This window comes from Algoriphagus sp. Y33 (assembly GCF_014838715.1).
Classification (GTDB): domain Bacteria; phylum Bacteroidota; class Bacteroidia; order Cytophagales; family Cyclobacteriaceae; genus Algoriphagus.
Genome location: NZ_CP061947.1, coordinates 3,540,619 through 3,560,678, shown reverse-complemented (window position 1 = coordinate 3,560,678; position 20,060 = coordinate 3,540,619). Strand labels below are relative to the sequence as shown.

Annotated in this window: 18 protein-coding genes and 1 tRNA gene; 11 read left to right on the top strand and 8 right to left on the bottom strand. The window is 40.5% G+C overall.

The annotated features are described in order from the left end of the window. The first annotated feature begins 6 nt into the window (after nt 1–6). The 5 genes from traK (at nt 7) to ID165_RS14240 (ending at nt 4,061) form a co-directional block, all read left to right on the top strand. Nucleotides 7–624 carry a conjugative transposon protein TraK gene (gene traK / locus ID165_RS14260; RefSeq protein WP_192085498.1) on the top strand — a complete coding sequence of 206 codons (618 nt, stop codon included), beginning with the start codon at nt 7–9 and terminating at the stop codon, nt 622–624. A gap of 261 nt (nt 625–885) precedes the next feature. Further along, nucleotides 886–2,142, top strand: a complete 1,257-nt coding sequence (traM, locus tag ID165_RS14255) for a conjugative transposon protein TraM (RefSeq protein WP_192085497.1) — start codon at nt 886–888, stop codon at nt 2,140–2,142. A gap of 22 nt (nt 2,143–2,164) precedes the next feature. Then, the gene (locus tag ID165_RS14250) at nt 2,165–3,004 is read left to right on the top strand and encodes a DUF4138 domain-containing protein (RefSeq protein ID WP_192085496.1); all 840 of its coding nucleotides are present in this window, start codon (nt 2,165–2,167) and stop codon (nt 3,002–3,004) included. Nucleotides 3,005–3,008: 4 nt separating this feature from the next. After that, the gene (locus tag ID165_RS14245) at nt 3,009–3,737 is read left to right on the top strand and encodes a hypothetical protein (protein WP_192085495.1); all 729 of its coding nucleotides are present in this window, start codon (nt 3,009–3,011) and stop codon (nt 3,735–3,737) included. Between the two features lie 222 nt (nt 3,738–3,959). Then, nucleotides 3,960–4,061, top strand: a complete 102-nt coding sequence (locus ID165_RS14240) for a JAB domain-containing protein (protein ID WP_192085494.1) — start codon at nt 3,960–3,962, stop codon at nt 4,059–4,061. Nucleotides 4,062–4,238: 177 nt separating this feature from the next. Here the strand turns inward: ID165_RS14240 and ID165_RS14235 are convergent, their stop codons facing one another. The 4 genes from ID165_RS14235 to ID165_RS14220 form a co-directional block, all read right to left on the bottom strand. Next, nucleotides 4,239–4,439, bottom strand: a complete 201-nt coding sequence (locus ID165_RS14235) for a hypothetical protein (RefSeq protein WP_192085493.1) — start codon at nt 4,437–4,439, stop codon at nt 4,239–4,241. Nucleotides 4,440–4,467: 28 nt separating this feature from the next. Continuing rightward, nucleotides 4,468–4,761 carry a helix-turn-helix domain-containing protein gene (locus tag ID165_RS14230; protein ID WP_192085492.1) on the bottom strand — a complete coding sequence of 98 codons (294 nt, stop codon included), beginning with the start codon at nt 4,759–4,761 and terminating at the stop codon, nt 4,468–4,470. Nucleotides 4,762–4,846: 85 nt separating this feature from the next. Next, entirely contained in the window at nt 4,847–6,076 is a 1,230-nt protein-coding gene (locus tag ID165_RS14225; protein ID WP_192085491.1) for a site-specific integrase, read from the bottom strand. Between the two features lie 290 nt (nt 6,077–6,366). Beyond that, nucleotides 6,367–6,440: transfer RNA gene (locus ID165_RS14220), tRNA-Pro, on the bottom strand. Nucleotides 6,441–7,167: 727 nt separating this feature from the next. Here ID165_RS14220 and ID165_RS14215 point away from each other — a divergent pair. Next, the gene (locus ID165_RS14215; protein WP_192085490.1) at nt 7,168–8,910 is read left to right on the top strand and encodes a GMC family oxidoreductase; all 1,743 of its coding nucleotides are present in this window, start codon (nt 7,168–7,170) and stop codon (nt 8,908–8,910) included. 3 nt (nt 8,911–8,913) lie between these two features. Continuing rightward, entirely contained in the window at nt 8,914–9,621 is a 708-nt protein-coding gene (locus tag ID165_RS14210; RefSeq protein WP_192085489.1) for a gluconate 2-dehydrogenase subunit 3 family protein, read from the top strand. Nucleotides 9,622–9,989: 368 nt separating this feature from the next. Here the strand turns inward: ID165_RS14210 and ID165_RS14205 are convergent, their stop codons facing one another. After that, nucleotides 9,990–10,676, bottom strand: coding sequence for a response regulator transcription factor (locus ID165_RS14205; RefSeq protein WP_192085488.1), 687 nt, complete (start codon nt 10,674–10,676; stop codon nt 9,990–9,992). After that, a complete protein-coding gene (locus ID165_RS14200; protein WP_192085487.1) occupies nt 10,661–11,695 on the bottom strand; it encodes a sensor histidine kinase KdpD in 1,035 nt (344 codons plus the stop codon). Before ID165_RS14200 ends, ID165_RS14205 begins: the two co-directional genes overlap by 16 nt. A gap of 77 nt (nt 11,696–11,772) precedes the next feature. Between ID165_RS14200 and ID165_RS14195 the strand changes: the two genes are divergently transcribed. Both ID165_RS14195 and ID165_RS14190 read left to right on the top strand, forming a co-directional pair. After that, nucleotides 11,773–12,285, top strand: a complete 513-nt coding sequence (locus ID165_RS14195; RefSeq protein WP_192351539.1) for a GLPGLI family protein — start codon at nt 11,773–11,775, stop codon at nt 12,283–12,285. 20 nt (nt 12,286–12,305) lie between these two features. Beyond that, nucleotides 12,306–14,987, top strand: coding sequence for a carboxypeptidase-like regulatory domain-containing protein (locus ID165_RS14190; protein WP_192085486.1), 2,682 nt, complete (start codon nt 12,306–12,308; stop codon nt 14,985–14,987). Between the two features lie 161 nt (nt 14,988–15,148). On the opposite strand, the gene ID165_RS14185 is transcribed toward ID165_RS14190, so the two are convergent. Further along, a complete protein-coding gene (locus ID165_RS14185; protein WP_192085485.1) occupies nt 15,149–15,727 on the bottom strand; it encodes a YceI family protein in 579 nt (192 codons plus the stop codon). Between the two features lie 234 nt (nt 15,728–15,961). Here ID165_RS14185 and ID165_RS14180 point away from each other — a divergent pair, with 234 nt between their 5' ends. Continuing rightward, nucleotides 15,962–16,732, top strand: coding sequence for a cupin domain-containing protein (locus ID165_RS14180; protein ID WP_192085484.1), 771 nt, complete (start codon nt 15,962–15,964; stop codon nt 16,730–16,732). A 147-nt stretch (nt 16,733–16,879) separates the two neighbouring features. Here ID165_RS14180 and ID165_RS14175 read toward each other — a convergent pair whose 3' ends face one another. Further along, nucleotides 16,880–17,620: a LytTR family DNA-binding domain-containing protein gene (locus tag ID165_RS14175; RefSeq protein WP_192085483.1), complete on the bottom strand. Its 741-nt coding sequence runs from the start codon at nt 17,618–17,620 to the stop codon at nt 16,880–16,882. A gap of 89 nt (nt 17,621–17,709) precedes the next feature. Here ID165_RS14175 and ID165_RS14170 point away from each other — a divergent pair, with 89 nt between their 5' ends. Continuing rightward, nucleotides 17,710–20,058, top strand: a complete 2,349-nt coding sequence (locus ID165_RS14170; protein WP_192085482.1) for a GAF domain-containing sensor histidine kinase — start codon at nt 17,710–17,712, stop codon at nt 20,056–20,058. The last annotated feature ends 2 nt before the right edge of the window (nt 20,059–20,060 follow it).

Genomic DNA, 20,060 nt, shown 5'->3' with positions numbered 1-20,060 from the left:
AATCTGATGTTCGAGAATCTAAAAAATATTGATACCGCTTTTCACCATGTGAAATACCTCTCCTTTGCCGCCGTATTGGGATCATTGAGCTTTGCGGCTTTTTTCGGAATTAAAGCCTTTCATATTACACAGGAGGCACAGGAAAGAATATATATACTCGCTGAAGGCAAAGTCTTGGAGGCTTTTTCGGAAACAAAAAAGGAAAATATACCCGTGGAGACCCGGGATCATGTAAAGATGTTCCATCACTATTTCTTTACGCTGAGTCCAGATGAACACTTTATCAGGGAACAGGTTGCAAAGAGTCTGTATCTAGCTGATGCCTCTGCGAAAAAAGTCTATGATAATCTACGTGAAAAAGGGTATTACAACGAATTGGTTTCCGCAAATATCAACCAGACCTTGATGATGGACAGTATTCAGGTTTTTCTGGATACCTACCCCTTTACCTTCCAATACTACGGAACCCAGAAGATAATACGTCCTACCTCAGTAGTGACCAGACAACTTATTACGAACGGCAGACTCAGGCACATAGACCGTACAGACCAAAACCCACATGGGTTTTTGATTGAGAATTGGGAAACGATATCAAACAAGGATATCGAAGTTGCCAAAAGATGAGGATAATGGGTGTTCATATTCATTTCCGCACTCCTGTTTGGCAGAAGGCGTCCTCTTGGATGGACAGCTTCTCGGTAAAGTTTAACCGCCTACCTGTAAAGGACAAGAAGCAAGTGGTAGTGCTCTTTGTGCTTCTTTCCACTATGATTTACTGTGGTTTGCTGCATTGGGAAACCAATAGTGTTGTATCATTTTCTAGTATACCCCCTGATTTAGAGTTTCCTTTAATTTATTATGATTCAATAAATTATATACCACTAAATGAACTACTTGATGAATCCTTTGAATGAAAAACAAAAAAGAGAACGCAAATTTCTACTGGTGCTTCCATTACTCACCCTACCATTTCTATGTTTGGCATTTTGGGCTTTGGGAGGAGGAAAGGGTTCTTCACCTATAGAATATGGATTGCAAAAAGGACTGAACCTATCCCTACCGGAAGCAAGGATAGAAGCTGTTGAATTGGATAAGCTGGAATCTTACGAGCAGGCGGAAAGAAAAGCGTTAAAGCTAAAGGAACAGCGTAGAATGGATCCTTTTGCCGAATTTCAGACTAGTGAAAAATCTGGTTCTGAAGACTTGTTTTTATCTACAGTTAAGGTTGAGAATAGTTCTTTGGAAGAAGCAGAGAATTCAGTGAGAGATAAACTCTCTGATCTGGAAAAACTCATTACCGATTCCGAACCTGCTCACTATTTTCCTACTAATAAAGCACAGGCGATTGATCCGGTGGCCACTGATCCAACTGATGATCCTGATTTGGAAAGGTTAGAGGCTATGATGGCTTCAGTTATAAATCCTGAAATGGAAGATCCAGAATTGAAACAGATTGATGCAATGCTGGAAAAGTTGCTTGATGTACAGCATCCGCAGCGTGTTCAGGAACGAATGAATGAAATAAGGGCGGTTCGAGATCCCAGAATTTTTGAGGTTAGTACAGTTCCCTTTGAGCTGGAAAATGGGGGCAAGACCACTGGATCCCCTGGTTCCTTACATAGGGTAAACAATGGGTTTTATACACTCGAAGAAGACAGGACTACGGCTTTTTCGGAAATCATGCCTGCAATTTCCGCCAAAATCACCATTGATCAGGAGGTTGTAGATGGGGCTTCCATTGACTTGGAGCTAGCCCAGCCAATCTATATTAAAGGACAGCAGCTTCCAATAGGAACTGCGCTTACAGGAATCTGCTCTTTAGATGGTGAACGGCTCAACATCCAGGTTAAGTCTATCCGTAAAGGAAATCTTATTATTCCTGTTAATCTGGAGGCAATCGATCTGGATGCACTTCCTGGTATCAGAATACCCAATGCGATCACACGGGAAGCTGTCAAGAAGGGTGCAGGTAATGGAATCCAGTCAATGAATATGATGAACATGTCAAATTCTTGGGAAGCTCAGGCTTCCATGGCAGGTATGGAAGCTGTAAAAGGAATATTCTCCAAGAAGGCTAAGCTTATCAAAGTAAAGGTTAAGGCGGGGCACCCGCTCCTTTTGGCCGACAGAACCAATCATTAATTACTTAATAACCATATAAACCATGAAAATATATATTCTCTTGATGGCGTTCGCGTTTTCGAATTTCTGCTATGCCCAACATGTCAGTGAGACAAATGTGGAAACGTACCCACTTCACATTGGATGGGATATGACCACAGTTCTTGTTTTCCCCGATGAAGTGAGCAGCGCTGATTTTGGGAGTCCGGCGGTATTGGCACAAAAAGACAAATCCTCACCCAATGTGCTTAAACTGAAGGCAGGCCAAAGAAACTTTATGACTACAAGCATGTACGTGATTACCAAGCGGGGAAAATTATATCCGTTTTCTGTCAGCTATACTGAATATCCCGATGTACGACCAATCGATATAGGTAAACAGGAAAATATAAACTATGCTGAAGTTCGACTGGATGGCATTGAAATGATGCCATCTGCAATGCATTCACTATTGGAAAGCCTGCTCTCATCCAGTGTTTCTGTAGAAAGATGGGGCACTAAACAAGGTAAAATACGCATTGGGTTGGGTGCTATAGTAGAGAAAGAAGGGCTGTTGTTTTTACAGTTTGCAGTAGAGAACAGAAGTGGGATAAATTATCAGCCTGCTAAATTGGAGTACACCGTACAAGATAAAAATACTGCAAAAAGGACTGCAAAAAGAGAAATAGTAATGAAGCCTGTTGCTTTCTCCGGATTTAAGAATGTTGCTGGAAATTCCATTTCCTATGCAGTAGCTGCTTTTCCAAGATTTACAATATCGGATACGAAAGAATTTACAATAAGGGTTTTTGAACAGAACGGAGACAGGAACCCTGTATTTTCTGTCTCAGGCAGAAATTTGCTGAAAGCAGGAACTCTTGATGATTTTCACTTAAACCAATAATACCATGACATTAAAAGATAATATACAGGAATTACAGGATAGGATGAAGTATTCAGGATTTGGGGAATCCGGGAATTCGGAGCTCGAAAAACAGATGAAAGCTGGTAAAACAGATATTGAAATTAACCTGCTAAAGGATTTGGGCGATAAAAAACTGGAATATGGGCTTCACTTCAGAAAGTCAGACGAAGGTAAGTACTATTACAATGGTTTTGATGCAAGACTTAGTACATCGGATGGTAAAGAGCTGTCCCAGCGGTTTTTCCAAAATCAAGGGATCACGGCTAAGGAAGCTTTAAATTTACTGGAAGGGAGAGCGGTATATAAAAGCCTTTTCAACAAAGAAGGGGAGCGATACAATGCCTGGATGCAACTTGATATGTCATTCATGGATGAGAAAGGTCAACATAAATTAAACCAGTACCATCAGCAATATGGTTTTGATTTGGAGAAATCTGTTGATAAGCTACAGGTTAAGGGTGTTGAGGCAACAGAACAGCTTGACCTTTTGTATTATAGCCTAAAGAAGGGCAACAGGCATCAGGTAGAAATTGAGGGGAATGAGGGAAAGTTTCAGCTGGAGGCAAATCCAAAATATAAGACGCTGAATGTTTATAATGAGCAGGGGAAACGTGTGAAGCTTGGTGATTTAAGTGTAGCTCAAAGGGAGGTGAAAATGGAAGTAAAAAAGAAAGAGCAGGTTAAAAGCAAATCAAGAGGAGCTAAGGTTTGACCAAGAAATTTACATTGAATTATTTATATAAACCCGGCGTGATTGCCGGGTTTATTGATTTAGAACTCACAGTAATTTTATATAGCGTTTTCGTAAGTTTAATTTATAATTGTCTCATTTCAAGTGAAATAAGAGATTCGAACTACCGGTACAATGGTCAATGCCAAACTGGTTTTTGCTACAACGCTAAAGGAAGCCTCCCGCCATCTGTGAGGAAACCTTATGCCCTCTAGGCAAGATAAACGATTGACAGCTAAACTAGTTAAAATAGGTAGGGCTATGGATTTACTAGTTTTAGACCATTTGATCTTAACTGAAGACTGATACTATTCCTTTGCAAATGAAGGGGGCTTTTAAAAGGGAGCTCCCTTATTTACTCGACCTAATATAGTTCCGACTTTGGTCTTCGATGTGATAATTTGAAGGTTGACTACCCTAAAATCCATATGCTTTTCCGATTTTCATATTTCTATTTTTGTGGTTTAAGTGGAGCTAATTTTATTAAATACCTTTTTTAAGTTCCCAAATCCACTGATCCAACACATGTTTCCAGTTTTTAACAGGAGCACCAGTCTTGGTTTTCCAGCCTCTCGTTTGAAAAAGATTAAAGAACTCAATGGCATCACTCTCTTGAAGATCTTGTTGGTCAAAAATAATTTTAACATGAACGAGGAGAGGAGGGACATCAATTCCAAATCCCAAGTTTGGCTTCTGGTTTAGATCATTTCTCTTATATTCCATCATCTGGAAAGCTGTTCACTCGCTTATTTTTTTCAAATAGTCTGACTATATCCTCATGGTCGTAGTAGATCACTCCTCCAATCTTGGTGAATGGCATAGTGCCGTTTACCCTAAGGTGCTGAAGCGTTCCAGGTGAAATATCCAATAATTTTCTCACTTCATGGGATTTAAGCCATTTCTTGGTCGGTTGCCCGTTCAGGCTTGAAAGCATTTTTTTTATATCTGCTTTCAATTCAGTACCGAACCTCTCCAAGTCATTTAATGTGATGATTTCTGCTGCCATTTACCTTTGATTTTGGTGAATAAGTCACAAAATCGTGCTAATACCCTACATAAAGTCACATCACCACCCGAAGGTGGTGAATGGATCATTTAGATTTGCCGAGCTTCCTTCTAAGTTTTTTCATATCATCACTGACTTTTTTCTCAACTACTTTAGCATAGATCTGTGTAGTTTTGATACTCGCATGCCCTAGCATTTTACTTACAGTTTCAATCGGGACACCGTTTAAAAGAGTAACAGTAGTGGCAAAGGTGTGCCTGGCCAAATGGAACGTCAGGTTTTTTTTGACTTTACAGATGATTGCGATTTCCTTGAGATAGGCATTCACCTTTTGGTTTGATATCAACGGGAAAATTTTCCCTTTGGAATAGGGTCTTTCCCTGTCCTGGTAAAGTCTGATGATATCCAAGGCCTGAGGCAATAGAGGGACCTTGGACTTTTGTTGTGATTTTTGTCTGCTTATGGATATCCAATATTCTCCATCCATGCCTAATACTATATCATCATGCATCAGCTTCATGGTATCTATATAGCTCAGCCCAGTGTAACAGCTGAAAACAAACAGATCCCTGATGTATTGTAACCGCTGGATATCAAATTGCTTTTCATCTATTCTACTGAGTTCAGTAGGATTGAGGCAGGTTCTTTCTACTTTTTGGTATCGGAAACTGAATTTTGCAAAGGGATCCTTTACCATCCATTCCATGCGCAAGGCTAAGTTGATTACTTTTCTAAACCTTTCCAGGTGCTTCATGATGCCGTTATTTCCAAGCGGCTTATGATGGTCCTGAGGCTCATAGTTCACCAGATATAATTCGAACTCATTTAAAAAGCGGTAATTGATGTCCTGCAGGAAATAATCTTCTATGCCATACTGAGCCTTTGAAAAGGCCATTACATACTTTTGGGTTGTGAAGTAGTTTTTGAGCGTCCCCCATGCTAAAACATTTCTGTACTTCTCATTGTGGTATTCAAAGAGCATGGAAACGGTATGTTCTTTTGTTTGGGTCCCCAAAAGCTCATGCTTGATAGCATCTGCGGTAATAGTTACTTTTTTGAGTTGAAACTCCTGATAAATCTGGATAATCCGGGCTTCTAATTCTTTCAAATAATGGTTTAAGGATTTAGAGGATTCTTTGGATCCTTTAGCCGATCCTAGGACAGGGTTCCAATCGTAGACATTTATTTTTCTCTTTAATGAGATGTCCACCCGGGTTCCGTCTACAGTGATCCTTACGTAAAGAGGGATCTCTAAATCGTCTGTAGAGTTGTTTTTTAAGAAAAACCTGATTCCAAACGTGTTAGTTGTTTTCATAATAAATGAACTGTTTTAAAGGTTTTTACATCACTTTAAAAAGGTCACCGAATAACGCACAACGAAATCGCATCAAATCGCGTCTAATTTGGTTTAATTACTTTAATACAAAAATCTGATTTACAGAAGTATAAGTTACTTTCTGTGCGTGAAATTTAAGCATTAAATTAGGTCACCGAATAACGCACATTTTTTTTGATATTCATTGATATGAACTAAAGGCTAAAAAACAGAAAAGCCTATAAATCAGTAGATTTACAGGCTTTTGATTTCCCTTGAAACAGGTTTCGTCGGGGTGGCAGGATTCGAACCTACGACCTCCACATCCCAAATGTGGCGCGATACCGGGCTACGCTACACCCCGAACTTTCAATTTCCGATCCCTGACTTGCTCTTGAATCGGATGCAAATGTAGCAAATTTTATTTATGCCAAATACTTTTTTGAAATGATTAGAGGAAAAAACAATGAATTAGTCTCCTGATGTTTTTAAGCATATTGAAAATGAGTAGGATAGGTATTTTAGCATATGGAAAAAAAGCTGTTAGAACCGAATCTCCGATAGTCCATTATTTTCAGACAGTTACTTTTTCTTGTGAGTGGTAATGCCCTATACCGAATCTTCCCTTACTGTCAGGCAGGGAATTCCGCATTACGAATAATCTCTCTCTAGGTGACTTCTTCATTATTCTAGGGAGAAGTAAGTAGCCAATCTATAAAATTTTAAAGTGGCTGCTGGGAACTGTCTTTAGGTCAAATCACTCTACGTTTGATTGAATTAAGATATTTTATAAGGTTTTAGCCCCATTTATAAAAAAATCAAAGAAGTTAAACTCTAAGTTGTAATTTTTTTAAATCGGATACGAATGGTTTTAAATGCCTTTTAATTGCAGATAGAAAGGTTAAATGGGAATTCATGGAAGTTTCAAGTGCTTTCCATTGCTTTTTGGATTGAGTCTGAATAGGTAAACCAGCAGGTTTGTAAAGAAATAATTTTGTTATTTTATAAGTAGAAAGAGCAGAGAAAGCGAATAGTTGAAACCGCCTTCTGTTTTTCCAAATTGAAACAAATCAAAAAGCAAATTCTATCTAATGAGTTTTCAAATCAAAAATTCCGGTGAAGCCTATGATGTGATTATTGTGGGTTCAGGAGCTGGAGGAGGCATGGCCTCCAAAATTCTTTCTGAGGCAGGCCTTTCTGTTGCCGTGGTAGAAGCGGGCGGCGATTTTGATCCTGCCAAAGATGAAGACCGGACACAACTTAGACCACCGTGGGAATCTCCAAGAAGAGGGGCAAGTACACGTATCCGTCCTTTTGGAGACTTTGATGCGGCTATAGGAGGATGGGATATAGAAGGAGAGCCTTATACCAGAAAAAATGGAACTGAGTTTGATTGGTTCCGGTCCAGAATGGTCGGAGGAAGAACAAATCACTGGGGACGTATTTCCCTGCGGTTTGGGCCCAATGATTTCAAACGCGCAAGCATCGACGGACTTGGTCATAACTGGCCCATCGGATACGAGGATTTAAAGCCTTACTACGATAAAGTAGACAAACTTATCGGTGTATTTGGTACCAAAGAGGGGATTTATAATGAGCCCGATGGTTTCTTTCTACCTCCTCCCAAGCCTCGCCTGCACGAGCTCTATATGAAAAAAGGCGCTGACAAAATCGGTGTTCCAATGATACCGGCGCGTCTGTCCATGCTTACCCGTCCTATCAATGAAGAAAGGGGAGTATGCTTTTTCTGTAGTCAGTGTAATAGAGCCTGTCAAGTATATGCGGATTTCTCTGCTGGTACCTGCTTGGTCCATCCTGCGATGAAAAAAGGGAAAGTGGATCTTTACACCCATTCTATGGTGAGAAAAGTCACTACGGATGATAGCGGTAAAGCCACGGGCGTCTCCTTTGTCAGTAAGGTTGACATGAAGGAGTATAAGTTGAAATCCAGCGTAGTGGTATTGGGAGCTTCTGCATGTGAGTCGGCTAGAATCATGATGAATTCCAAATCCAAAACTCACCCGAATGGTGTGGGAAACAGCTCAGGAATGGTAGGAAGATACCTGCATGATTCTACCGGAACTGACCGTATGGCTATAGTGCCAAACTTAATGGACCGTGAGCGATATAATGAAGATGGAGTAGGTGGCATGCATATGTATACACCTTGGTGGGGAGACAACAAAAAGTTGGATTTTGCCAGAGGATACCACATCGAGTACTGGGGCGGAATGAGCCAGCCGGCCTATGGAAGTGGTGGAAGTATGAATTCCATGCGCCAGTATATCAAGGATGAGTTTGGTGAGCCAAGCCAGAATGGGGGGTATGGAATAGGTATGAAAAAAGATATCCGTAGACTCTATGGCTCTACTTTGGGAATGTCGGGCAGAGGTGAAAGTGTGCCTATGTATGATAACTACTGTGAAATCGACCCAAATACAGTAGATAAGTATGGGATACCTGTATTGAGATTCAACTACAACTGGACTGACCAGGAGGTAAAACAGGCCAAACACATGCACGATACCTTTGAGGAGATTTTGACAGAAGCCGGTGGTATTCTCCTTGGATCTAAACCGGGTCCGGAAACTAAATATGGCCTATTGGCCCCGGGAAGAATTATACATGAAGTAGGAACTACACGGATGGGTGATGATCCTTCTACTTCGGTGTTGAACTCGAATTGTCAAGCTCATGACTGCGACAACCTGTTTGTAGTGGATGCGGGACCTTTTGTGTCTCAGGCGGATAAAAATCCGACATGGACAATTTTGGCCTTGGCCTGGAGAACCTCCGATTACATTGTTTCTGAATTGAAAAAGAAAAATATCTAAACCATGAACAGAAGAGAAAACCTAAAACTGCTCTTTACCGGTTCTGTCGGTACAGGTTTATTATTGACGGGCTGTTCTCCGGAGCAACAAGCATTGCCTGAGCGGGCTTTGTTATCAGGGGGTACCATAGGCGGAAGAACTGAGGAGGAAAAGCAAAGAGATCAAGAGTTGCTTTCAGAAACATTCTTCACTGAGGAGGAGCGAAAAAAGCTTAGTACTCTGGTGGACATTATACTGCCCAAAGACGATGAATCCCCTGCCGCTACAGAAGTAGGAGTGGTGGATTTTATGGAGTTTATGATGAAGGATCAGCCTGGAAATCAAACTCCGATGCGTGGAGGTTTGATGTGGTTGGATTATGAAGCAGATGAGAAATTCGGAAAATCCTTCAATGAACTAAGTGAATCAGAAGTGATCACAATTGTGGATGAGGTTGCCTGGCCGGACAAGGCAACTCCTGAATATGAAGGAGCTGTTCGTTGGTTTAATATGCTTCGCAATCTTACCTGCTCAGGTTATTTCTCCACTGAGGCTGGCTGGAAGTATATTGGCTATGTAGGAAATACCCCGAATGCTTGGGACGGTGTGCCTCAGAAAGTGATGGATAAACATGGATTCAAATTAGAGGAAAAATACATACCTCAATACCTGAAGCCCGAAGATAGAGGTACGATCATCGAATGGGATGATGATGCAAATATAATTGGATGATAAATAATCTTTTCAGATAGAAACTAAAGGCCAATGGATGAAATTTCATTGGCTTTTTTTACTCTCTTAACGAGTTTATTCTAGTTGATAAAGCATCGCGTGGTGCAGAGGGACTGCATGGCTTTTATTCCTTAAAATCCATGCAGCCTTTCCTCCGACTTTTTTCCACACAAAATCTTGTTAGGGTTAAGATTCTCTTCGGTATTACAACGAGAAGTTTGGAGGGTTAATTCTATGGGTTGGACTTTAAAAGATGTTAAGACAAAAAGCTGTATCGGTCTGTGCACCCATAGAGAGAAAGTAAATTTCGGATAGGAAATTGAACAGATGGTCTGATAGATACAGACCAGAGTGGGATAATAGGTTAATTAGCAAACCAACTTATACCCAAATCCTCTCACATTGATAATCTGGATTTGAGGATCATTCTGGAGTTTTTTACGAAGCTTAGTAATAAATACATCCATGCTACGGGCATTGAAGAAATCATCCGATCCCCAAATCTGGATGAGTATAAGGCTTCTGTCGGTGACTTGATTGGCATTTTCCAACAGGATTTCCAGCAGTTGCGACTCTCTGGCAGTGAGATGCAGTTCTTCATTTTCAAGCTTTAAAAGTTGCTTGGTCGGATGGAATTCATACTTTCCGAGTGTTAGCCAGTCGGACTGGTTTTTACGCAGCTGCTGCCGGTCCATTTGGGCTTTGATTCGTACGATCAGTTCTTCCATGCTGAAGGGCTTTCTCACATAATCGTTTGCCCCTAGCCCAAAGCCCCTGAGCACATCCTCAGTCTGGGATTTAGAGGTTAGAAAAATAATCGGGGTGTACGGATCTGTTTTCCGAATCTGCTCTGCCAGTGTAAACCCATCTTTTTTTGGCATCATCACATCCAGGACCAGCACATCGGGTTTGGAATTCTGATAGCTGTCCCAGGCCTGCTGTCCGTCGGGGCAAAGTGCCACCTGAAAGCCCCGGGTTCCCAGACTTTCTTGTATGATCATGCCTAGCGCCATTTCATCTTCTGCCAATAAAATTTTGATTATGCTCCTGGCCATATGGTGATAAAAGATGTACTTTTTGTGGAGGACTCCAATTCAATTTTCCCGGCATGCTTTTCTACTATTTTCTTCACATAGTATAGTCCTATTCCAAAGCCCTTTACGTCATGGAGATTTCCTTTCGGGATTCTATAAAACTGTTCAAAAACCCGTTCCTTTTGATCAGAACTAATATTTCCTCCATTATCCCAAATTCGGATACGGGTAGTCAAACCTTGATCTAGTGTAACTCTAACTTCTTCACCGCCGTATTTTAGCGCATTGTCCAGTAAATTGGAAATCACATTTTCGAAGTGAAAAGGATCGACTGGAATAGGTGAGACTTTGGTAGGGACCACGAGTTCGATTTCTTTGTCAGGTGACAAAGTCAGGTATTTCTGAACCAAAGATCTTAGCACAGGGATAGGATCAATGGACTCCTTTTTCAATATTAATTGCTCTGAATCCAATGTGGCGGTTTCCAACAGTTTTTCCACCATAAAATTCAATTTGAGTAGTTGCTCTTTGGATATCCCAAGGTATTTTTTGGTTTTTTCAGGATTGTTTTCAGGATTGAATTGCTCTATTCCTTCTATCGCAGATAGCGAGGTAGCAATCGGGGTTTTAAATTCATGGGTGATATTTCCGATCAGATCTTCCTTGATCTCAGCGATTTCTTTCTGGTTTTTGATGGTTTGGTAGAGATAGTAAAATGCTCCCGCTATGATCAGTAAGAAGATCACAGACAGTAGGATATCAATCATTCCACGCTTCAGGACGGTAAGTGCTGTATTTTCAAAATACATTTCCAGCTTTTGGCCGCGAGGCAAAAAAGTCGATTTGGATACGGTGGAAAAAGGCATTTCAGTCAAAGCAGGATAATTAAAAGACCCCGCTATGGTGTCACGCTCGTAATGAAGCAATCCATAATTGATCGTGATTTCTCTTCTATCCAATTCTTCTTTTACCAGTGTACTGATTTTGTCAAAATCCAGTGAATCCCTTGTGATCGAAATGATGATCTGATTGGTCAGCATTTTGAGATTGCTGATACTGTCAGCGGCATTTAAGCCCCGGAAGATATTTATGCTATGAATATCATCAGGATAGACTCCTGTATAAGAATCTAGCAGAGCAAAAGTACATCAAGGAGGAGGATTTGATGGGAAGGGGCTTTTTGGTGAATGACAGTCTGAAAACCTACGATTGGGAATTGACCGGAGAAAGCAAGCTGATCGGCGACTATACCTGTCAAAAAGCTGTCTATTCTAGAATAATCGACAGCAAGGTTTTCTCTATGGGACAGGATGAAATGGAAACAACCAAAGACACCGTGAATGTGACGGCTTGGTTTACCACGCAGATTCCCGTAAGTCATGGACCCGATGATTTCTGGGGCTTGCCGGGATTGATTCTTGAGCTGCAAAACAACGGGATGACGTATATCGCCGAACGGATTGTACTGAATCCTACTGATCCGGTGCAAATAGAAACTCCTAGAAAAGGAGAACTCATCAGTAGTAAAGATTACCAGGCACTTTCTGAGGAAAAAATGCAGGAGATGATGAAGCGGTATTCCGGTAAGCCAGGAGAAGGCAATCAGATGATAATCAAAATTGGAAATTGATCACTCAGAACACTATTCACATGGTATTTCTAAAGCGATTTGCCGTGATCGGCTTTCTTCTTCTAATTGCTTTTCCTTCTTTTTCCCAAAATAAAAATCTGATCGGCCAAGTCTTAGACAGCCTAAATCAGCCGATTGCTTATGCAAATGTGGTGGCTGTGAATCAGACTACTCAGAAGATAGGTGGCTTTAGTATCACTGATGGGGAGGGGAGATTCAAAATAGGCTTGGCACCAGGCTCGGATTATTTACTTCGGGTTTCCTTTGTAGGATACAAGCAATTTGAACTTCAACTAACCGAATGGAAAGACCGGGATCAGTTAAAAATCATTCTGAGTCAGGATGAAACTATGCTGGATCAGGTGGAGGTTATAACCGAATTGCCCATCACCATGCAGGGCGATACACTGACTTATAAAACAGATGCCTTTACTACAGGTACGGAGCGAAAGCTTAAGGATGTGTTGGAAAAGCTGCCAGGATTCGAAGTGGATGATAATGGGGAAGTGAAAGTGCAGGGCAAAAAGGTGGACAAAGTGACGGTGGACGGCAAGGATTTCTTTGACGGCGACACCAAACTTGCTACAAAAAACCTTCCTGCTAATGCGGTAGACCGGGTACAGGTGCTGAAAAACTTTAATGAAATAGCTCCAGTGCGTGGTCTGGATAATGACGAGAGTCTGGCGCTCAACATTCAGCTGAAAGATGGTAAAAAGAATTTGGTGTTTGGGGACTTGACAGCAGGGGCTGGACCGGAAGAACGGTATTTCGGTCATGCCAATACTTTTTATTACTCACCTAAGGTGAATCTCAATCTGATCGCCGATGCCAATAATGTGGGTGAGCTGGCTTTTACCCTACAGGATTATTTTAGGTTTAGTGGAGGATTGGCAGATTTGGCAGGAAAGTCGGGCTCCTCGCTGAGTGTAAGTTCGGAAGATCTTGGAATTCCAATGGCACAGCGGAATAATGCGCTGGACTTAAGAACTGACCTGGCCGCTGTGAATCTGAATTATAATCCAAATTCCAAATGGAGGCATTCTGGCTTCGTCATCGGATCTGCTTCCAAAAACAAATTGGGTTCTTCATCCCAGCGGACCTATTTGAGAACTGATGGAAATAATCAGGAAACACTCACTTCAGCGAGTGTAGTAGAAAATAAATCGGGGCTGATGAAGTATGCGGTGACATATACTCCCAAGGAAGAGACATATGTGAAATACAGTGTTTTTGGAAAGGTGGCAGATATCGCCAATCAGAACTTTCAGGATTCTGATTTTGGGCAAATCCGCCAGCAAATTACCAGCTACCAAAGTAGACAGCCTTATACCATTCAGCAGAAAGGGGAGTGGTATCATGCTCCTTCGGAAATAAGGGTCTTTTCCATTGAAGTGAATTGGGAGAAAAAATACCGGAATCCGCTCTATGAGTTGACTACTAATCAAAAGCCTTTTAATGGACTGGTATCAATGCTGGATCGTGAAATGTATCGTTTTCTTCAAAATCAGGACATCAAAACCCGAACCATAGAAGGGGCATTTAATTACTATCTGATTCTCAATCCAACCAATCATATCAACTGGAGTTTGGGATATACTGATACCCGTCAAGAGTTAGTTGGAAGTACAGAACAAGCTGATGCATCGGAAGAAGCTGATCTGGAGGAGTTTGAAAATGATTCCCGGTTTAACTTTCAGGATTTGTATCTCGGTATGACCTACAAGACCAAATGGAAGTCGGTGGTAATCAGCCCTTCGATATATCTACACAGATACGCCTGGAATGATATGCAAATGGAAGATGAATGGAGTAATGATAAACTGTTACTTCTTCCCGGGATGTATGCCAAATGGGATGTCAAATCCAATCGCTCCCTAACGTATCGATTCAGCAGCCAGGCGAATTTCATGGATATTCAGAAGCTCGCCCAAGGGTTGGTGTTTTCGGATTACAATTCGATTTTCAGAGGAAACAGGCAATTGGACAATGGTTTGTTTTTCACCCAAACTCTTGACTATACTCATTTTGACTTCTTCTCCTCACTCAATCTTTTCGGAAATCTGACTTGGTCAAGAAAGCATCATGATTTGGTCAATACCACTAATTTTATGGGAATCAATCGCCTTGTGAGCATTCAAAATATTGATCCAATTAATGAAAGCCTGACAGGCAGTTTACAGGCAGATAAAAGATTCCAATCCTTCAAAATAAGCGGGGGAGGTAATTGGAATACCTATGCTACCAACAGTCTGGTAGATCAAAATCTGATTAAGAACAGTCAGTTTGCGCATTCGTACTTCTTTAAGTTTACCAGCACATTTTTGAAAACCGTGGAAGTTGATCTGGGCTACACTTGGGATCAGAACTTCTACAAGTCCACCTATGCAAAGAATACCTTTGATACCCACAGTCCGAAAATTGAAGTTGACTGGGATATCTGGAAAGGATTGAAATTGAATGCGGATTATACCTACAATGCTTATTTCAATAAAGCAGCACAAAGCAAAAGTGAGTTTGATTTTTTCAATGCATTTATAAGTTATCAGGGCAAGTCAAGTCCATGGGAATTTAGGGTGACTGTTTGGAATATTCTGGATACAAAATCTATCCGCAGAGATAGCTTTACAGAAAATCTGATCAGTACCTATTCTTATTTAGTTCAGCCGAGATATGGGCTGTTCACAGTGAAATGGGATATTTAGAGAGTCGGGTGCGAGGTGTGTGATGACCGATAATACATCATCTATAGAGCTTTTTATAAGTTAAGTTACTTTTGTCAATAGCTAAAATCCTTATCTGATAAGACTTTAAAATAGAAAAGGCCGGGATTTCCCGGCCTTTTCTTGTAGTAATAACTCAAAGATTACTCACTCGCAACTAATTTCACGTCTAGTTCCACATCATCGTAGATCATCTTGTCTGCAAGATTTTCGAAGTAAGAGCCTGAACGGAATTTGATGTCATAATGAGTCCTGTCAAAAGTCAATTTTCCCGTAGCTGTGATCTTACCCCCACTTACGACCACTATAGCGGGAAAGCTCACCGGCTTGGTGATGCCTTTGATGGTGAGATCGCCGGTGATTTCATAATCTTTCCCATTGCCGGTTTTTGCTTCGGTGATTTTAAAGTTTGATTTGTTGTGCTTTTCCACTGAGAAAAAATCATCAGACTTTAGGTGATCGGTTAACTTTTTGTTCATACCTGTATCGGTAATATCTTCTACTGTCAGGCTTGTCATATCCATCTCAAATGTTCCGCCAAGTATTCTGTTATTTTGATAATCCAACGTAGCGGAGGTGATAGGTACTTTTCCATGATGTTGACCGGTAACTTTTTTGGCTGTCCAGGTGATGGTGCTTTCAGCAGTATTTACTGTTGCAACTTCCGGAGCAAAAGAAAATGCTGTAAATGCCAATGTAAAGAGTAAAGCAAAGATTTTCATACGTGTTGGGTTTGATAAGGAAAGTGTATAAATGAAATTTGGTTTGAAGGAAATAGGACGGAATAAAATCATATAAGGTTATGATTTGTCTTTAAATTTCAGTAATTAGTTTGGTGTTTGCTTAATTTTATTTGCCTTGGCTTAAGTCGGCTCAATTGCTTGCCATGATGCTTACCTAGGTCAAATTTGATTACAGTTGCTCATTTTTAGTATGATATCATTTAGGGATTTATTATGAAATTTACACTTGCTTCTATCCTTTGCCTTATGACATTTTCTGCCTCAGCTCAGCTCCTGCCTGTAAAATCCGGTGTTTTCAAATGGCAAGACCATAAAGTTGTTCCCAATGGAGATAGAGTAGGAAGGCCGATACTTGAAGGTGTTTCCGCACATTTTGAATACTTGGAAATGCATGCTACTACGCAGGATGTTGGTGCCAAACCTAGTACAGCACATGCAAATGAGGATATTGAAGAACTTGTCATCGTCAAAGAAGGAGTAATGGAAGTGACGATAGCGGGGAAAAGTACGATTCTGGGAACCAATGGTGTGCTTTCATTGATGCCTATGCAATTGCATTCCTTAAAAAATGTAGGCGATACCCCACTTACTTATTATGTGATTAGATTTCGTTCCAAGAAACAGATGGACGTAGCAAGAGGTACTGCATCGGGTGGATCCTTGATGATAAATGCTGATTCGCTTGCTTTCAAGCCTAGTGAAATAGGAGGGAGTAGAGCCTATTTCGATAGACCTACAGCAATGTGTGAGCGATTGGAGATGCATGTGACTACGTTGGATAAAAAAGGCCCGAGCCACGAGCCGCATGCACATGACGAGACAGAGATTATACTGATGATTTCCGGCGAGACTTCCATGACCATAGCCGGCAAAGAGTACAGTGCCACAGAAGGTGACTTTTATTTTATAGAATCCCGATTATTTCATGGTATCCGCAATTCTTTTGATCAGCCGACTTCATATTTTGCGTTTAAGTGGAAGTGAAATTTTCTTGGCATAGATAGATGCTAAAATCGTAACCAATAACATTAAGCGAGGAGGTCATTGAATTGGCCCATTCGGTAGATACTAAAGTCTTTAGGCAGTATTCAGTAAACTTGTGTAAAAATCATGTTGGGATGGGAAGATGGATCAATTTGAAAGTTTGTTGATATTTTTCAAGAGAGCTTGGTAATATTTTCGCCCAATAGGAATTTCGCTATCTTCGATTTTCACGGTAGTAGAACTGAAGGCTTCAATCTTTTTCATATTTATAATAAAAGATTTATGGATTCTTGAGAACTGATCATATGGGAGCTTCTGCATCAGATCCTTTACAGTGTTGCGCAAGGTGTACTGTTTTCCCTTGACATAAATGTGAGTGTATGTGCCTTCGGCTTTTATCCAGTGAATGTCATTGATCATGATTTTCTTGAGCCAACCATTTTCCCGGATAAATAAATCTGAAACGACATCTTTGTCCGGTTTATAAATATTAGTTGACCTGCTTTTGTGATTTTCTATTGCCAGTTCTATTGCAGTGACCAATGAGTTGGTAGTGAAAGGTTTGGAGATAAATCCTTCAGGACGAATATGTTTTACTCTATTGACCACATCAGAACCTGAGGCTGAGGTAAGAAAAACAATGGGAATATCCATGCTCAACCGTAGTTCCTCTGCCAGTTCAATCCCGGTTTTGTTGCCTTTTAGCTTGATATCCACTAATACCAAGTCCGGAGCAGCTTCTTCGATGATTACCAAGGCAGTCTCAGCTTCCTCCAATATCTCCAAGATTTCATATCCCTGAAGACTTAGGATTTCTTTGAGATTCTCAGAAAGGTTTAAATTGTCCTCAACCAATAATATTCTGGTCTTTGTAGATGTTTTAATCATATTTTGCCTGAATGAATTTAAATTAATTCAAAATACATTAAATATTGGCTTTTATTAATGTTGGGCTTCTAAAAGATAATAATCATAAGATGGGCGAGCATAAACCACAACTTACAATTTTTGAGAATGAAGATTTAGTTTTCGATATAAAATCAAGGCGGTTACTCAAAGTGAGCGACAGAATATGTAAGCGTTTTGGTAAAGATTTCACCTCTATCGCAAAAACTCTGGATGATTTTGAAAAATTCACTAAATCTAATTCTGTTGATCGAAATTACCATATATCTAGAAACTTTCACGAAAAAGGTGACCAGTTTTTTAATTATACGATCCATTGGGAGGGCAAGAACTTTCTGATAAATGAATTGAGTTGGGTAAATCATCACAATGACACCTTCCACTCCGTGCTCAATTTTTTGGACAGAAATAATATTTTTGAGGTATCCTTGCATGCTTTAGTGGAGATCATTGAGAAGATGGAAAATCCTGCTATTCTGTTTGATCAGGGACTTACACGTGCGGTGGTTGTGAATGCTGCTTTAAGGCCACTTTTAATCCAACAGGTTTCGGAATTAGTATCAGGATTTGCCGTACAAGACTTTTTCGTCCATGAATCCCAATTCAAAGAAGTGATGGAGTGGGTAATGAGTACAGGGAGCTCTACTTTTTCGATTGAGGCGAAGCTTTATTTGGGTAATAAGGCAGGTACTTGGTATGAACTGATTTTATATAAAACCATTCCGGAAAAGGAGGTATTGATCCTCTGTAACCTGAAAGATATTTCAATTCAGAAAGCTACTGAAGAGAAACTGACACGTACAAATGAATTGCTGTCCCAGGTATTGGAAATTCAGACTCATTTTTTGGCCCAATCCGAAGGAGCCAATCCCTATGACTTGTTGTTAACTAATATTCTGAATGTAATAGATGCCAAGCTTGGTTTTGTGGGCAAAGTAAATTCTGATGAGGATGATAAAAAGGTTTTAAAGATTCATGCGGCTACTGATTTTTCCCGGCAAGGGGAAGCGGCAGCTAGGTTGTACCACAATCATATAAAAGATGATTTTCTGTTCCGCCACTTAGACAATCTATTCGGAGCCTGCATAGTGGAGTCTAAAATTATTCTGGAAAATAATCCACCCTCGAATCCTCATACCAAGGGTAAGCATATTCCCGGTCACCCTACAGTCAACAATTTTCTGGGAGTCCCCATTTTCAAAGGGAAAACGGTTATAGGTTTGATTGGGCTTGGCAATAAAGCAGGAGGGTTTACGGAGCAGGATCTTTCTGACTTGAAACCATTTGTGTCTACCTATTCGGTAATAATTGAGGCCTTTAAGTCTGAGCAGGATAAGATTAGATTTGAGAAGGAGTCTATGGTAAAAGCCAGAATACTGGCTGAGGTTGCCGATCACAGCCCGGATCTGATCGTGGTAATGAACGGGCTGTCTGATTTTGAATTTATATCTCCTTCAGCTTCCCAGTTTTTTGAAGAGGGAATTAGGGCGGAGGAAATTCAACAAAAGATTAGCATCCTATTGACCAAGACAATAAGTCCGGAATTCAGATTGTCCGAGGAGCGATATAGATCTCGACTGAAGTTGGATATCAAAAAAGATGGAGAATATTGGGTGGAATCGAACGTCAATATTCTTCATGAAGGCAGCAATCAAAAGGTGATTGCGGTAATAAGGGATGTCTCTACCCAAATGGACTTCGAACAGCGGCTTATTAGATCGCTCAAGAAAGAAAAACAGTTCAATTCATTTGTTTCCGATTTTATGAATATCGTTTCCCATGAATTCAAAACGCCTTTGTCAACAATCATATCCAGTATGGAGCTTTCAAAATATTACTTGAATAATCTGCCTAGTTCTGCCAAAGTCGCCAAGATGAAGGTTCATTATGAGAAAATTGAACGTGAGCTGGAAAATCTTCACAAGCTGGTAATCCATTCTCTGGATTACGAGCGATTTGTCAATAACAGCCCTGCTTTGAAAAAGGAAAAAGTCAATTTGGCCAATTTTGTAGAAAGAGCTTTAACAGCCCATGGTTATTTCAATGAGGTCGAATTTATTTCGGAGATTGACAGTGAATTTAGCGTGGAATGGGATAAGTTTCTGATTGAAACCAGTATAATTAACTTGGTAGGCAATGCCTTGAAATACGGAGGTACTAGGCGAAGACCCATTGTACGACTATTCGACAATACCGATTCCTTTGGAATAGAAGTTCGGGATTTTGGAATAGGAATAGCTGAGGAAGAGCTTCCGTATGTTTTTACCCCGTTTTTTAGAGGATCCAATGTCAATGGCATAGAAGGTACCGGTTTTGGACTGGTGGCAGTGAAGAATTTTGTCGAAATGAACGGAGGTAAAGTCTCGGTGGATTCTAAAATTGATCAGGGTACTGCTGTACTGATCACTTTCTCTAATTAAAT

Bases quoted from the DNA above. Each gene is read 5' to 3' on its own strand.
- traK (WP_192085498.1), top strand. From the start codon at position 7: ATGTTCGAGAATCTAAAAAATATTGATACCGCTTTTCACCATGTGAAA.
- traM (WP_192085497.1), top strand. From the start codon at position 886: ATGAACTACTTGATGAATCCTTTGAATGAAAAACAAAAAAGAGAACGC.
- ID165_RS14250 (WP_192085496.1), top strand. From the start codon at position 2,165: ATGAAAATATATATTCTCTTGATGGCGTTCGCGTTTTCGAATTTCTGC.
- ID165_RS14245 (WP_192085495.1), top strand. From the start codon at position 3,009: ATGACATTAAAAGATAATATACAGGAATTACAGGATAGGATGAAGTAT.
- ID165_RS14240 (WP_192085494.1), top strand. From the start codon at position 3,960: ATGCCCTCTAGGCAAGATAAACGATTGACAGCTAAACTAGTTAAAATA.
- ID165_RS14230 (WP_192085492.1), bottom strand. From the start codon at position 4,761: ATGGCAGCAGAAATCATCACATTAAATGACTTGGAGAGGTTCGGTACT.
- ID165_RS14225 (WP_192085491.1), bottom strand. From the start codon at position 6,076: ATGAAAACAACTAACACGTTTGGAATCAGGTTTTTCTTAAAAAACAAC.
- ID165_RS14215 (WP_192085490.1), top strand. From the start codon at position 7,168: ATGAGTTTTCAAATCAAAAATTCCGGTGAAGCCTATGATGTGATTATT.
- ID165_RS14210 (WP_192085489.1), top strand. From the start codon at position 8,914: ATGAACAGAAGAGAAAACCTAAAACTGCTCTTTACCGGTTCTGTCGGT.
- ID165_RS14205 (WP_192085488.1), bottom strand. From the start codon at position 10,676: ATGGCCAGGAGCATAATCAAAATTTTATTGGCAGAAGATGAAATGGCG.
- ID165_RS14200 (WP_192085487.1), bottom strand. From the start codon at position 11,695: ATGCTGACCAATCAGATCATCATTTCGATCACAAGGGATTCACTGGAT.
- ID165_RS14190 (WP_192085486.1), top strand. From the start codon at position 12,306: ATGGTATTTCTAAAGCGATTTGCCGTGATCGGCTTTCTTCTTCTAATT.
- ID165_RS14185 (WP_192085485.1), bottom strand. From the start codon at position 15,727: ATGAAAATCTTTGCTTTACTCTTTACATTGGCATTTACAGCATTTTCT.
- ID165_RS14180 (WP_192085484.1), top strand. From the start codon at position 15,962: ATGAAATTTACACTTGCTTCTATCCTTTGCCTTATGACATTTTCTGCC.
- ID165_RS14175 (WP_192085483.1), bottom strand. From the start codon at position 17,620: ATGATTAAAACATCTACAAAGACCAGAATATTATTGGTTGAGGACAAT.
- ID165_RS14170 (WP_192085482.1), top strand. From the start codon at position 17,710: ATGGGCGAGCATAAACCACAACTTACAATTTTTGAGAATGAAGATTTA.